At 41.5% G+C, this 14,620-nt stretch carries 12 protein-coding genes; 7 read left to right on the plus strand and 5 right to left on the minus strand.

The genetic code is table 11. From position 1 onward, the window contains the following. Position 1 precedes the first annotated feature (1 nt). The gene (gene glyS / locus G3R48_RS12830) at positions 2-2,071 is read left to right on the plus strand and encodes a glycine--tRNA ligase subunit beta (RefSeq protein ID WP_153665489.1); all 2,070 of its coding nucleotides are present in this window, start codon (positions 2-4) and stop codon (positions 2,069-2,071) included. 320 nt (positions 2,072-2,391) lie between these two features. Here the strand turns inward: glyS and G3R48_RS12835 are convergent, their stop codons facing one another. The 5 genes from G3R48_RS12835 to dnaA form a co-directional block, all read right to left on the minus strand. Beyond that, a complete protein-coding gene (locus tag G3R48_RS12835; protein ID WP_212593350.1) occupies positions 2,392-3,474 on the minus strand; it encodes an HDOD domain-containing protein in 1,083 nt (360 codons plus the stop codon). Positions 3,475-3,600: 126 nt separating this feature from the next. Continuing rightward, positions 3,601-6,021: a DNA topoisomerase (ATP-hydrolyzing) subunit B gene (gyrB, locus tag G3R48_RS12840; protein ID WP_153665487.1), complete on the minus strand. Its 2,421-nt coding sequence runs from the start codon at positions 6,019-6,021 to the stop codon at positions 3,601-3,603. Between the two features lie 15 nt (positions 6,022-6,036). Then, positions 6,037-7,119, minus strand: coding sequence for a DNA replication/repair protein RecF (gene recF, locus G3R48_RS12845; protein ID WP_153665485.1), 1,083 nt, complete (start codon positions 7,117-7,119; stop codon positions 6,037-6,039). A gap of 84 nt (positions 7,120-7,203) precedes the next feature. After that, positions 7,204-8,304 (minus strand): DNA polymerase III subunit beta, encoded by a 1,101-nt coding sequence (gene dnaN, locus G3R48_RS12850; protein WP_153665483.1) that lies wholly within the window; start codon positions 8,302-8,304, stop codon positions 7,204-7,206. A gap of 21 nt (positions 8,305-8,325) precedes the next feature. Beyond that, positions 8,326-9,714 carry a chromosomal replication initiator protein DnaA gene (gene dnaA, locus G3R48_RS12855; protein ID WP_212593351.1) on the minus strand — a complete coding sequence of 463 codons (1,389 nt, stop codon included), beginning with the start codon at positions 9,712-9,714 and terminating at the stop codon, positions 8,326-8,328. A gap of 443 nt (positions 9,715-10,157) precedes the next feature. Here dnaA and rpmH point away from each other — a divergent pair, with 443 nt between their 5' ends. From rpmH to G3R48_RS12885, 6 genes are all read left to right on the plus strand, one after another. Beyond that, on the plus strand, positions 10,158-10,295 hold the full coding sequence (rpmH, locus tag G3R48_RS12860) for a 50S ribosomal protein L34 (protein WP_006083827.1): 138 nt from the start codon (positions 10,158-10,160) through the stop codon (positions 10,293-10,295). A gap of 18 nt (positions 10,296-10,313) precedes the next feature. Further along, positions 10,314-10,670, plus strand: a complete 357-nt coding sequence (gene rnpA, locus G3R48_RS12865; RefSeq protein WP_212593352.1) for a ribonuclease P protein component — start codon at positions 10,314-10,316, stop codon at positions 10,668-10,670. Beyond that, positions 10,637-10,891 (plus strand): membrane protein insertion efficiency factor YidD, encoded by a 255-nt coding sequence (gene yidD / locus G3R48_RS12870; protein WP_153665481.1) that lies wholly within the window; start codon positions 10,637-10,639, stop codon positions 10,889-10,891. The genes rnpA and yidD overlap by 34 nt, the downstream gene beginning before the upstream one ends. Positions 10,892-10,894: 3 nt before the next feature. Continuing rightward, a complete protein-coding gene (yidC, locus tag G3R48_RS12875; RefSeq protein ID WP_153665479.1) occupies positions 10,895-12,526 on the plus strand; it encodes a membrane protein insertase YidC in 1,632 nt (543 codons plus the stop codon). Between the two features lie 81 nt (positions 12,527-12,607). Next, entirely contained in the window at positions 12,608-13,969 is a 1,362-nt protein-coding gene (gene mnmE / locus G3R48_RS12880; RefSeq protein WP_212593353.1) for a tRNA uridine-5-carboxymethylaminomethyl(34) synthesis GTPase MnmE, read from the plus strand. A 26-nt stretch (positions 13,970-13,995) separates the two neighbouring features. Further along, a complete protein-coding gene (locus tag G3R48_RS12885) occupies positions 13,996-14,613 on the plus strand; it encodes a 3'-5' exonuclease (protein WP_153665477.1) in 618 nt (205 codons plus the stop codon). Positions 14,614-14,620: the final 7 nt, after the last annotated feature.

Genomic DNA, 14,620 nt, shown 5'->3' on the forward strand with positions numbered 1-14,620 from the left:
CATGAAATTTGAAAACTTACTCATTGAGGTGGGTACAGCAGAATTACCGCCAAAAGCGTTACGTAAATTAGCCGAATCGTTTTTAGCAAACTTCACTGAAGAACTCACTAAAGCGGATCTTGGATTCGAAACAGCCACTTGGCATGCCGCACCACGCCGTTTAGCGTTATCAGTTACCCAGCTTGCACTTGCTCAAGCAGATAAAGTTGTTGAAAAACGTGGTCCTGCCATTGCGCAAGCATTTGATGGCGAAGGTAATCCAACCAAGGCTGCTATGGGTTGGGCACGTGGCAATGGTATTACGGTTGAGCAAGCTGAGCGATTAAAAACCGACAAAGGCGAATGGCTATTACATAAAGCCAGTGTGATTGGTGTTGAAACCAAAACCTTAATTGCCGACATGGCGCAAAAAGCATTAGATAAGTTACCTATTCCTAAGCCAATGCGTTGGGGGAGTAATAAGATTCAATTTATCCGCCCTGTTAATACCGTTACCATGTTACTTGGCGATGAACTTATTGCCGGTAAATTATTAGGTGTTGAATCAGCTCGTACCATTCGTGGTCACCGTTTTATGGGGCAAAAAAGCTTTGAATTGAGCCACGCAGATAACTATTTGTCTGAGCTTGAAACCCAAGGCAAAGTTATGGCCGACTATCAACGCCGTAAAGATATAATCGTTGCAGGTGCACAACAAGCGGCAAAAGATATCAATGGTGTTGTTGAGCTAGAAGAAGACTTATTAGAAGAAGTCACGTCATTGGTTGAATGGCCAGTTGTGCTTACCGCGAACTTTGAAGAAAAGTTTTTAGACGTGCCAGCAGAAGCTTTGGTTTACACAATGAAAGGCGATCAAAAATACTTCCCAGTATTTGATAAAGCCGGCAAGTTATTACCTCACTTTATTTTTGTCACCAACATTGAGTCTAAAGACCCACAACAAATTATTGCGGGTAATGAAAAAGTGGTTCGTCCTCGTTTGGCTGATGCTGAGTTCTTCTTTGAAACAGACAAGAAAAATAGCCTTGAATCTCGTTTAAGTAGCCTTGAAACAGTCGTGTTCCAAAAGCAACTTGGCACCATTAAAGACCGCGTAAACCGCATTTCAGAAATGGCTGGTTACATTGCCACTAAAATAAATGCTGATAGCGACCAAGCTGCTCGTGCAGGTTTGTTGTCTAAATCAGATTTAATGACCAACATGGTCATGGAATTTACCGATCTTCAGGGCACCATGGGCATGCATTACGCTCGCCTTGATGGTGAAACTGAAGCTGTTGCCCTCGCCTTAGCTGAGCAATATAAACCGAAGTTTTCTGGCGATACCGTACCGAGTGCGCCAACCTCTATTTGTGTTGCACTCGCTGAAAAACTTGACACTTTAGTCGGGGTTTTTGGTATTGGCCAAGCACCAAAAGGCGCTGCAGATCCATTTGCATTACGCCGCGCTGCCATTGGTATCATTCGGATTTGTTTAGAGAACAATCTACCATTAGATTTGGTTGATTTAATTGCTAAAGCACAATCATTGCACGGTGAAAACCTAAGCAATGATAACGTTGCCGAACAAGCATTAGAGTTCTTTATGGGTCGTTTCCGCGCTTGGTATCAAGATCACGGAGTAAGTGTTGACGTTATTTTAGCGGTATTAGCACGTCGCCCTACTTCACCCGCTGACTTTGAAAGCCGTATTAAAGCGGTAGCTCACTTTAGAACACTGGAGCAAGCATCAGCATTAGCTGCGGCAAACAAACGTGTCTCTAACATTTTGGCCAAAGTTGACGGTGATGTAGCAACAACGGTTAATTCAAGCTTGTTAGTTGAAGCGGCTGAAAAGGCATTAGCTGAAAAATTAGCTGAACTTCAGCCTAAGCTGGCTCCCTTATTTGCTGCAGCAAACTATCAACAAGCACTTGCCTTGTTGGCTGATTTACGTGACAGTGTTGATACCTTCTTCGAAGATGTCATGGTGATGGCTGATGATGAAGCGCTGAAGAATAACCGTTTAGCGCTGTTAAGCAGCTTACGTGAGCAATTCCTTCACGCGGCGGATATTTCGCTACTTCAATAAGTATTGATTGCCTGCAATTGCAGTTAAATCATAATGAAAAAGCGCCAATAGGCGCTTTTTTGTATTCGTTCGTTGTATTAATTTTAAAGTAGCAAGCAGACAAGACTCGGACGGTGTCCCCTCTATGCCTCATCATCACAATTTGTAAGACAACCTTTATAACAATAATCGTCGCCTAATAACAGGCAACAGGCATGATGATAAAAAACACCACACCATAAAAATAACGCTGTTTTGTAGAATATTTTATTTAACAATCATACGGTTAGCACAAGTACAGCCTTGATAAAAACAAACGCATACCGATAATAATAATGTCATTAAAATTGCTGTAATTTTTGATGAAGCACCTCAAAATCGGCCATTGAAACACCAACGGTTTCGATTAGCATCTCTAACGTTGTTTCAGGCAATTTATTAGCCTGTTTGAGCATAGAGCATTCACTAATAATGTTTGCTTGCCATATCACTCTAGATAAGCCAGATTGAGGCTCAATGCTGGTATTAGCCAGCTCAGTTAAGTTGCTGGAAAACGTTGCTGGTAACTGCCACTGCTTGGCCAATAGCGCACTTAACGTTAAAGATTTCGTTGTCATTACCTGACTGAAAAGTAATGATCTTGGCTGCTCTCCGGGTTCTGCTTGATAAAATGCATCGATGATCAATTTGAAAATGGCAAGCTTGCCAACGTCATGCAACAGTCCCAGCAAAAAAGCAGAATCAGCATCTTCGTCAGCCAACTCACTGGCTAAAAAAGCTACCTGCATTGAATGACGCCAAATTTGCGCACCAAAGCGACGAAAGTAAATAGGCTTAATATCAATCATTTCGCGTGATAAACACGTAGTCACAAAGCGTCGTAATTGTGTTCGACCGACTTGAACAAGCGCTTGCTGTAGGCTCGTGACATCATTTTCACTGCGCTTAAATGCGGCAGAGTTACACAGTTTTAGCACTTCCACACTCAACAATGGATCTTGCTCAATTAATGCAAGTAACTCTTTATTTTCAATACTTTCATCAGCAAGTTTTTTATCTAATTCAATAATTTTATTGGGTAATTTAAGAACAGTATCAGCAATGTCTTTAACTGAACTTAAAGCGATTTCTATTTCAGCCATCACTTTACGCTCAAGGTTATTCGCTGTGCCACTCATTGCATGAGATTGTTGAGAAAATAACAGTCCATAGAATAGCGAAGCTAAATCAACGGCAGCAGCGCAGCTTTGTTCTGTTTTTACAGGCATACGTTGAGCGACATCGGCATTAGCCGAGTTAGATATTGATTGTGCAAGGCTTTGTTGCTTTTGTTGACGTTTAACTGAAGCAGAGGCACCGGTAAATTTAGGCTGCGGTTTTTTATCACGGATATTAAACAGTTTTTTAAATAAGCCAACCACCACGGTTTTGACCTTATAGCAATTTTATAATTTGAATATATTTTACGCCCATTATTACCAATCAGTAATAAGAATATGATAAAAAAATAAGGCACCCGAAGGTGCCTTATTTTTAATAACGCATAATAACTACACGTCTAAGTTAGCTACGTTTAACGCATTGGTTTCAATGAAGTCACGACGAGGCTCAACCTGATCACCCATTAAGGTAGTGAACAGTTGGTCAGCACCTACGGCATCGTCAATGGTCACACGCAACATATGACGCGTTTCAGGATCCATTGTCGTTTCCCACAATTGTTCAGGGTTCATCTCACCCAATCCTTTATAACGTTGAATGTATAAACCACGCTTGGCTTCGTTCATCGTCCAATCTAACGCTTCAACAAAGCTTTCAACTTCTTTGACTCGCTCACCACGTTGTACATAACCACCATCTTCAATAATGCCTTCAATAGCACTACCAAGCTGAGCAATAGCGCTATAGTCAGCTGACGTAAAGAAGTCATAGCTAAATGCATATTGAGTATCAATACCATGCTTACGAATAGTGACAGTTGGAGTGTAAGTTTGACGCTCTGCATCTAATACCGTTGCAGAAGAGTAAATAACACCGTCAGATTCGCGTTCTGTTAAGTCAGCAATAAACGTTTGTGCCCATGCTTGCATAGCGGCTTCGTCTGCCATCATTTCGACAGTAACAGCTCGATGATAAAGCATTCTATTGGTCAAGTTGGTTGGGTAACGTTTTTCTAAACGATTAATAATAGCTTCTACGTCACGGAACTGATTAACCAATCGCTCTAATGGTTCACCAGAAATACCAGGTGCACCTTGGCTTGGGTAAATATGGGTATTATCAAGCGCTTGAGTAGTTAAGTACTCAGTTAATGCCGGTTCATCTTTAAGGTATTGCTCTTGCTTACCTTTCTTCACTTTAAATAGTGGAGGCTGAGCAATATAAACAAAACCACGCTCGATTAATTCAGGCATTTGACGGAAGAAGAAGGTCAACAACAAGGTACGAATATGCGAGCCGTCGACGTCAGCATCGGTCATAATGATGATGTTATGGTAACGGGTTTTTTCTGGGTCATATTCATCACGACCAATACCACAACCGAGTGCGGTGATCAGTGTTGCGACTTCTTGTGAAGAAAGCATTTTGTCAAAACGTGCTTTCTCAACGTTAAGAATTTTACCTTTAAGTGGCAAAATAGCTTGGTTTTTACGGTTACGCCCCTGCTTGGCTGATCCGCCAGCAGAGTCCCCTTCCACAATATAAATTTCAGAAAGACCTGGGTCTTTTTCTTGGCAATCAGCCAGCTTACCCGGCAAACCACCTAAATCTAACGCTCCTTTACGGCGAGTCATTTCACGCGCTTTACGCGCGGCTTCACGAGCACGAGCTGCATCAACAATTTTACCCACAATCAATTTTGCATCTACTGGGTTTTCAAGTAAGTAGTCGTTTAACTTCTCACCCATTGTTTGTTCAACTGCGCTTTTTACTTCACTTGAAACTAACTTGTCTTTCGTTTGTGAGCTGAACTTGGGATCTGGCACTTTAACAGAAATAACCGCTGTTAAGCCTTCACGCGCATCATCACCCGTTGCGTTAGTTTTACCTTTTTTGTTAAACCCTTCGCGTTCCATGTAGCTGTTCAAGTTACGTGTTAACGCACCTCGGAAACCCGCTAAGTGAGTACCACCATCGCGTTGTGGAATGTTATTGGTAAAACAATAAATACTTTCTTGGTAACCGTCATTCCATTGCATCGCAACTTCAACAGTAATACCGTCTTCACGCTCTTGTACAAAATGGAATACATCTTTGTTAACTGAGGTTTTATTGCGGTTTAGGTAATCAACAAATGCGCTAATACCGCCTTCATATTTAAAAAATTCATCACGGCCATCTTCGCGTTCGTCAACAAGACGGATACCAACACCTGAATTAAGGAACGAAAGTTCACGAACACGTTTAGCCAAAATATCAAAATAAAATAACGTGTCAGAGAAGGTTTCGGTGCTTGGCCAAAAACGGATGGATGTGCCGGTTTTATCTGTGTCGCCTATCGGTGTAATTGGCGCTTCTGGAACCCCCATTTTATAGAACTGTTCATAAACTTTACCATCGCGACGAATGGTCATTTGCAGTTTTTCTGACAGCGCATTTACAACAGAGACACCAACACCATGCAAACCACCTGACACTTTGTATGAATTATCATCGAACTTACCACCAGCATGCAGTATCGTCATAATAACTTCTGCAGCTGACACCCCTTCTTCAGGGTGAATAGAAACCGGAATACCACGGCCATCATCATGAACAGAGACTGAGCCATCGGCATGAATAGTGATGGTAATTTCGCTACAGTGTCCTGCTAACGCCTCATCGATAGAGTTATCGACAACTTCAAATACCATGTGATGTAACCCAGTACCGTCATCAGTATCACCAATGTACATACCCGGTCTCTTACGTACAGCATCAAGGCCTTTTAATACCTTAATACTGGAAGAATCGTAACTATTCTCAGACATATTTCTCTCTCGTTGTTATTCAATAACCGTTATCTTGCCCTGCTGCACATGAAACATCCTTTCAGGAGGTAAAGATAACGAATCGACTATTGCTGCAGGATCGATAGCGGTAACAAAAATTTGTGCGCCCGTTTCCGTTAACTGTTTCAGCAATAGCTGCCTATGCTTTGCATCCAACTCAGACGGTAAATCGTCGACCAAATAAATACTGTTTTTATTTAGCTGTTGTTTAAGCAACTTTCCCTGTGCAATACGCAGTGCACAGACTAATAATTTTAACTGCCCTCGTGATAAAGCATCCTGAGCAGGCAAGTTGCCCACTCGCAAACGTAAGTCTGCTTTATGAGGGCCGCCACTGGTAAATCCGGAAGCTAAATCTCGAGGATATTGGTTTTGAAGGTGCTGCAAATACTCCGTTTTGCTATCCCATCCTCGGGTAAAAGAAACCTTTAAATCAACCTGAGGTAAAAACTCCGTTATTATACCCTTTAGTAGCCCATTTAACGAGTCTACATATTGATTTCGTATCTCAGTAACAACCTCAGCATACCGTACCAATTCTTTATCCCAAAAAAGAATGTTGGAATAGGAAGATTGATTTCTAAGAAGCTGATTTCGTTGCTTTAAAATTCGGCGAGTCTTTGCCCAGGCTTGATGAAAATGAGGGTCACTGTGAAAGGCCCCCCAATCAATAAATTGACGTCGTGATTTAGGGCCTTCAAACAGTAATGAAAAGCTTTCAGGGGTAATAACTTGAATCGGTAATGTTTCGGCTAATGTAGATAAACGTTTGACATTATCGCCATTAATTTTAACGTCAATATCGCCATTACGAGCACGGCGTAATCCCACCTTTGTGGTGCGTTCTTGAGTGTTTAGTTGCGCAAATAGCGTCAGGTTATCTTGCTCGTTATTAATGACACGTTGTGATAAATGGCTGCGAAACGAACGCCCCATACCTAAAAAGAAAATGGCTTCAAGCACACTGGTTTTACCGCTGCCATTTTCACCATAAATAAGATTAAGCCCTTCGCTTAGTGTTAATTTTGCACTAAGAATATTTCTAAAGGAGTCGATATTGAGACGGGTTAAACTCATGAGCGCCTGTTGTTAGATTTAGAGCCTTAAAACAAAAAAAGGTGCATCTTTATTGTGCACCTTTTTAGCTTACCTGATACGCGTTTATAGGCGCATTGGCATAACCACATACATTGAATCTTCTTCTTTGTGGTTTTCAATCAGCGCACTTGAATTACCGTCAATTAAGGTGATTCGTACATCATCACTGGCAAGGTTATTTAATACATCGAGTAAGTAACTTACGTTAAACCCTATTTCAAGGTTTTCTGAATCATATTCAACGTCGATAATCTCTTCAGCTTCTTCTTGTTCTGGGTTATTGGCGGTAATTCTCAACAGTCCTGGTTCAAGTTGGATGCGGACACCACGAAACTTCTCATTAGATAAAATAGAAGCACGGGTAAGCGCCTGCTTAAAGTGATTACGGCTAGCAACAACAATTTTATCGCCGCCTTTAGGTAACACGCGTCGATAATCAGGGAATCGGCCGTCCACTAATTTACTGGTAAACACCGCGGCATGAGTCGTTGCACGAATAGCGCTGTCGCCAATAGAGATGGTGATATCGGCATCATCAGTATCAAGTAGGCGTGACATTTCAATCACCCCTTTGCGTGGCACAATAACCTGTTTTTCTGGCAATGTTGTTTCAACCTGACGATGACTTAACGCTAAACGGTGTCCGTCAGTTGCAATGGCTTTTAATACATTACCTTCGGTTTCAAAAAGCAAACCGTTAAGGTAATAACGAACATCTTGGTTTGCCATTGAAAACTGTGTTGAGTCGATAATTGATTTCAACACACCTTGCTTAATACTAAATTCAATCTCAGCTTCAAACGCTTCTACATTCGGATAATCTTCCGCGGGTAGCGTTGCTAACGTGAAGCGGCTTCGACCAGAACGTAATAACCAACGGTTGTCTTGTTGCTCAATTTTAAGCGCGGATTGATCAGGAAGAGATTTTACAATATCGAGTAATTTTTTCGCAGGTACCGTGGTACGACCGACTTGGATCTCGCCATAAATTGCAGCGTGGCCAACAAGCTCAACTTCTAGGTCTGTACCGGTCATTTTAAGTGAGTCTTCACTAACTTCTATCAATAAGTTAGCAAGAATGGGTAAGTTATGGCGACGCTCAACCGCACCACAAACCAATTGTAATGGTTTTAATAGGGCATCCCTATCAATTGAAAATTTCATCAAGTCCACGTTCCCTGATTTTTAAGAAGACAGCGTTCTAATTAAATTAGCATAATCTTCTTTAATGTCATGACTCTCTTCACGCAGTTGCGCAATTTTACGACAAGCATGTAATACCGTCGTATGGTCACGGCCACCAAATGCATCACCAATTTCAGGTAAGCTTTGGTTTGTAAGTTCTTTTGATAATGCCATCGCCACTTGTCGAGGACGAGCCACACTTCGTGAACGACGCTTTGACAACATATCAGCCATTTTGATTTTATAGTATTCAGCTACGGTCTTCTGAATATTATCTATAGTGACTAATTTTTCTTGAAGTGCCAAGAGGTCTCTTAATGCTTCTCTGACAAAATCAATCGTGATTGGACGACCAGTAAAATTCGCGTTAGCAATCACACGGTTTAACGCCCCTTCAAGCTCACGCACGTTTGAACGTAACCGTTTGGCAATAAAGAAAGCCACTTCATCGGGCAAGTTAATGCCACTTTCTTGAGCTTTACGCATCAAAATAGCCACTCGGGTTTCAAGCTCTGGTGGCTCAATAGCAACGGTCAATCCCCACCCAAAGCGAGACTTCAAACGGTCTTCAACCCCGTCAATCTCTTTTGGGTAACGATCTGAGGTTAAAATAACCTGATGGTTACCTTCTAACAATGCATTAAAGGTGTGGAAAAATTCTTCTTGAGATCGATCTTTATTAGCAAAAAATTGAATGTCGTCAATAAACAAAGCATCTACACTCCGGTAGTAGCGTTTAAAGTCTTCAATAGCATTATTTTGTAATGCTTTTACCATATCTTGCACAAAGCGCTCTGAGTGCATATAAACCACTTTAGCATGTGGATTATTCTTAATAATGCCATTACCGACGGCGTGTAATAAATGGGTTTTACCTAAACCTGTTCCGCCATATAAAAACAGCGGATTATAAGCACCACCGGGATTTTCAGCCACTTGTAAGGCTGCCGCTTTACCCAATTGGTTCGACTTACCTTCAACAAAGTTATCAAACTGATAAGTAGGGTTTATATTGCTACGATGATTGGCATCAATCATCGGCTCTGCTTGGGCATTAAAAGTCGTACCAACACGAGGACGTGTTTGAGTGCTGACCGGTTTTGTAGGAGCAATTGCAGGGCTTTTAGGTGCAACAGGCGCAGAAGGACGGCTACCAATATCAAAACGTAATTTAGGTGCATCACCACCTAATTGTTCAGTAAAAAACTGATTAATAATATTAATATATTTGTCTCGAACCCAATCAAGTACGAAACGATTTGGGGCATACAGTACTAACGTATCGCCATCCATTTCAGCCTGTAACGGACGGATCCACATACTGAATTGTTGAGCAGAAAGCTCATCTTGTAATCTGCCGATACATTGTTGCCAAAGTGAAACCGCCACTTAATTATCCCCAAATATCTGTTTCAAAGGAGGGGTATTCTATAGCGAGACATCAATGATCGCTATCCTTTCTATAATATTTATCCCCAATGCGATCATTGTATGTGGATATCTTGGATCATTAAAGATCAATTTCGATCCAATTATTGATAATTTGACGTATATACGGCTTTATTAACCGATCACCTTTGATCTATAATAGCCGCCCTTTAATCTGTTTTTGCCTGTTAAGATCCACAAGATATAGTGTTAGTTAACAGAGTTATCCACACCTTCTGGTGGTTATGGCAAGAATGATTTAAAGAATATTAGGCAGAATTTCACGATTAGCACGCTTTCGTAGTTGACGCTGGCGGGTAAAGTGATTACAATTCGGCCTCTTTTTTGCCCTTACCTCTATTTTGGAGATAAGGTTTATTCACTAACAAAGACGGATTGCCATCATGAGTAAACGTACTTTTCAACCTAGCAACCTGAAGCGCAAGCGTTCTCACGGCTTCCGCGCTCGTATGGCCACTGTTGGCGGCCGTAAGGTGCTTGCACGTCGTCGTGCAAAAGGTCGCGCACGTTTATCTGCTTAATTAAGTAGGTAGCATTAGGTGACTAGTTATACCTTTGAGCGGGAGTTAAGATTATTAACTCCCGCGCAATTTAAATCTGTATTTACCAATCCAATCAAAGCATCCTCTGCTGAAATAACCCTGCTCGCGATTCCTAATTCCCAGCAACATCCTCGTATTGGATTAACTGTGGCTAAGCGTTTTGTAAAAAATGCCAGTGACCGTAATCGAATTAAACGAGTGATCAGAACTAGTTTTCGTTTGCATCAGCATGATATCCCTGATATCGACATTGTTGTATTAGTTCGCAACGGTGTGGTCGATATGGAAAATGCCCAATTACATAAATTGATAGAGAAACTATGGCGCAAACTCAGTCGCCGTTACAATGGTTAGCCACCAAGGCTATTCGAGGCTATCAACTCTTAATTAGTCCTATGCTAGGACAACGGTGCCGCTTTACCCCAAGCTGCTCCCATTACGCAATTGAAGCAATTAATATGCATGGAACGATAAAAGGTTGTTGGTTTGCAGGCAAACGCATATTAAAATGTCATCCTTTACATCCCGGCGGTAGTGATCCCGTCCCACCCAAAAAAAACAGGTGTAATAAATAGACTATGGAATCTCAACGCAATATTTTGCTAATCGGTCTCGTTTTTGTCAGCTTTTTGCTTTGGCAACAATGGCAAACTGATCAAGCACCACAAAAAGTACAACAAGTACAACAAGTGGCTACTCACTCAACGCCAGCTGCCGACCATAGCGCTGACGTCCCTGAAGCCGACAGTGTTGGCGTTCCAGTTCAATTACCAATGAATGCAGATTTCATTACCGTTAATACGGATACATTGAGCATTAAAATTAACCCTATTGGTGGTGACATTGTTCATGCAGCATTGGTTGCACACAAACGCGAAATAGATCAAGAAGACCCATTTGTCTTACTTGAACAAAATAAAGATTTCACCTATATAGCTCAAAGTGGCCTAATTGGTCGTAATGGTATCGACAGTTCAACAAGTCGTCCTCATTACGCTGCATCATCAAATACATTCAGTTTTGCTGATGGTCAAAAAGAGTTAACCGTGCCGTTAACTTTCACTGATAAAAATGGCGTTAAGTTTGTAAAAAGCTTTACTTTTACCCGTGGACAATACGACATCACGGTTGATTACCAAGTCAGCAATACATCAGCGCAACCACTGCAGCTGCAAATGTATGGTCAAATAAAACAAACAATAAAACCATCAGAAAGCCATATGATGATGCCAACTTACCGTGGCTCAGCTTATTCAACTCAAGACACCCGTTACGAGAAGTATAAGTTTAAAGACATGGAAAAAAGTAACCTCAATATAGCGACTCCTGGTGGTTGGGCAGCAATGCTGCAGCACTACTTTGTTTCAGCTTGGGTGCCACCAGCAGAAGATACCAATACGATTTTCTCAAGTGTAAGTAAGGGGCAATTAGCCAATATTGGTTTCCGTGGTAAGGTTTATGACATAGCCCCTGGAGCCCAACAAGAGATTAAAGCGCAATTCTATGTTGGTCCTAAAGATCAAAAAGCACTGTCGGCTATTTCAGAGTCTCTTAACCTCGTTGTTGATTATGGCTTCTTGTGGTGGTTAGCGATTCCAATCCATTGGTTATTGATGTTCTTCCAATCAATTGTCGGTAACTGGGGTATGGCTATTATTCTAATTACGCTAACTGTTCGTGGTATTTTGTACCCACTGACAAAAGCGCAATACACCTCTATGGCTAAAATGCGTAACTTGCAACCTAAGTTGGCTGAGCTAAAAGAGCGTTTTGGTGACGACCGTCAGAAGATGGGTCCAGCCATGATGGAGTTGTATAAGAAAGAAAAAGTTAACCCAATGGGTGGCTGCTTACCAATTCTCTTCCAAATGCCTATTTTCATTGCGTTGTACTGGGTATTGCTTGAGAGTTATGAATTACGCCATGCGCCATTCATGTTATGGATTAACGATTTATCAGTTCAAGATCCATATTACATCCTGCCTATATTAATGGGTATTTCAATGTGGGCAATGCAGAAAATGCAGCCAATTGCACCAACAATGGACCCTATGCAAGTGAAAATGATGCAGTGGATGCCGGTTATCTTTACCGTATTCTTCTTATGGTTCCCAGCAGGTCTCGTTCTATACTGGTTGGTTGGTAACCTTGTTGCAATCACTCAGCAAAAGATTATTTATGCAGGTTTGGCGAAAAAAGGCATAAAATAATCCTTAGACTCGACCTCATATAATTTATTAAAAGGCGACTTAACCAGTCGCCTTTTCCTTTATAAAAAAGCAGGTACTACCGTGACAACAGACACTATCGTAGCTCAAGCAACCGCCCCAGGAAGAGGTGGTGTTGGTATTATTCGCGTTTCAGGTGATTTAGCCTCTAACGTCGCCCAAGCTATATTAGGCAATATACCTAAACCTCGTTACGCCCAGTACGGTGATTTTAACGATGCCAATGGCCATGTTATCGACCAAGGTATTGCCCTATTTTTTAAAGGCCCAAATTCATTTACTGGGGAAGATGTATTAGAACTACAAGGCCATGGCGGGCAAATTGTTCTAGATATGCTTATTAAACGAGTGATGGAAATTGACGGTTTACGCATTGCTAAACCCGGTGAGTTCAGTGAACAAGCATTCATGAACGACAAGCTAGATTTAACCCAAGCAGAAGCCATTGCAGACTTAATTGATGCGACCAGCGAACAAGCCGCTAAAAGTGCGCTAAATTCACTACAGGGCGAGTTTTCAGATGAGGTTCACCAGTTAGTAGAACAAGTCACTAACTTGCGCTTATATGTCGAAGCTGCCATTGATTTCCCTGACGAAGAGGTCGACTTTTTATCAGATGGAAAAATTGCCAACGCGTTATATAACATCATAAACAAACTCGACTCGGTAAAAGCCAGTGCCAAACAGGGGTCAATTATCCGTGAAGGCATGAAAGTCGTTATTGCAGGTCGCCCGAATGCGGGGAAATCCAGTTTATTAAACGCTCTAGCAGGTAAAGAGTCAGCCATTGTCACCGAAATTGCTGGCACCACTCGAGACGTACTGCGCGAACATATTCACCTTGATGGCATGCCGCTACACATCATTGATACCGCGGGATTACGAGAAACAGCTGATACGGTTGAAAAGATTGGTATTGAGCGCGCCTGGGATGAAATAGCCACAGCAGATCAAGTCTTGTTTATGGTTGATGGCACGACCACCAACGCAATAAACCCTCACGATATATGGCCAGACTTTATTGACCGTTTACCTTCCAAACTGGGCGTCACCGTGGTGCGCAATAAAGCTGATTTAACCGCTGAGTCACTCTCTCATACTAATGAGCAAGGTTATAATGTCTACCGAATTTCAGCGAAAACAGGTTTAGGTGTAGAAGAGTTAAAGCAACACTTAAAATCTCTGATGGGTTATCAAAGTAATTTAGAAGGCGGCTTTATTGCCCGTCGTCGCCACTTAGAAGCGTTAGATCTCGCCTCAAGTCATTTACAACTAGGTAAGGAACAACTCGAAGTGTTCCAAGCAGGAGAGTTGTTAGCAGAAGAACTGCGCATGTGCCAAATGGCATTATCTGAAATTACCGGTAAATTCACCTCAGATGACTTACTTGGCAAAATCTTTAGCTCTTTTTGCATAGGTAAGTAGCACAACGTTGAAAATGAGGTTTATTAATGTGTTTGGCAAATAGTGTTGTAGTTCTCGATTTTGAAACCACAGGTTTATCACCTGATAATGGTGATCGCGCGATTGAAATTGGTGCAGTTAAAATTGTAGACGGAGAAATCGTCGATTCATTTCAAGAGTTAATGAACCCTGGTCGCAGAGTAAATAGTTTTATTGAACAATACACCGGTATTAGTAATAAAATGCTACTCGATGCACCAAGCTGTGAAGCCGTTATGACCCGGTTTGCAAGCTTTATTGGCGAGTTTAACTTAGTGGCACATAATGCCAGTTTTGATAAAAAGTTCTTAGATGCTGAGTTTGAGCGTATCGGTCATCAATATCGAGGGCAATTTGCATGTTCATTGCTGTTATCTCGACGTATTCACCAAGATGCACCTAATCATAAGCTCGGCACACTAGTTGAATACCATCAACTGCCTAATGACGGTGTTTTTCACCGTGCATTAGCCGATGCCACCATGACAGGATATTTATGGTTACAGCAACTTGAAACCATTAAACAGCACCAACCTCAGCAAGCTGTCACTTTTGATAAAATTAAAAAAATTACCAGTATGACAAAAGCAAAAGTAATGGATTATATTAAGCTGATTCAAAAATAAATATGAT

This window comes from Shewanella intestini (assembly GCF_018221465.1).
GTDB lineage: Bacteria > Pseudomonadota > Gammaproteobacteria > Enterobacterales > Shewanellaceae > Shewanella > Shewanella intestini.

What these genes read in the sequence shown, in the direction of transcription:
- glyS (WP_153665489.1), top strand. Translation starts at nt 2, where the DNA reads ATGAAATTTGAAAACTTACTCATTGAGGTGGGTACAGCAGAATTACCG.
- gyrB (WP_153665487.1), bottom strand. Translation starts at nt 6,021, where the DNA reads ATGTCTGAGAATAGTTACGATTCTTCCAGTATTAAGGTATTAAAAGGC.
- recF (WP_153665485.1), bottom strand. Translation starts at nt 7,119, where the DNA reads ATGAGTTTAACCCGTCTCAATATCGACTCCTTTAGAAATATTCTTAGT.
- dnaN (WP_153665483.1), bottom strand. Translation starts at nt 8,304, where the DNA reads ATGAAATTTTCAATTGATAGGGATGCCCTATTAAAACCATTACAATTG.
- rpmH (WP_006083827.1), top strand. Translation starts at nt 10,158, where the DNA reads ATGAGTAAACGTACTTTTCAACCTAGCAACCTGAAGCGCAAGCGTTCT.
- yidD (WP_153665481.1), top strand. Translation starts at nt 10,637, where the DNA reads ATGGCGCAAACTCAGTCGCCGTTACAATGGTTAGCCACCAAGGCTATT.
- yidC (WP_153665479.1), top strand. Translation starts at nt 10,895, where the DNA reads ATGGAATCTCAACGCAATATTTTGCTAATCGGTCTCGTTTTTGTCAGC.
- G3R48_RS12885 (WP_153665477.1), top strand. Translation starts at nt 13,996, where the DNA reads ATGTGTTTGGCAAATAGTGTTGTAGTTCTCGATTTTGAAACCACAGGT.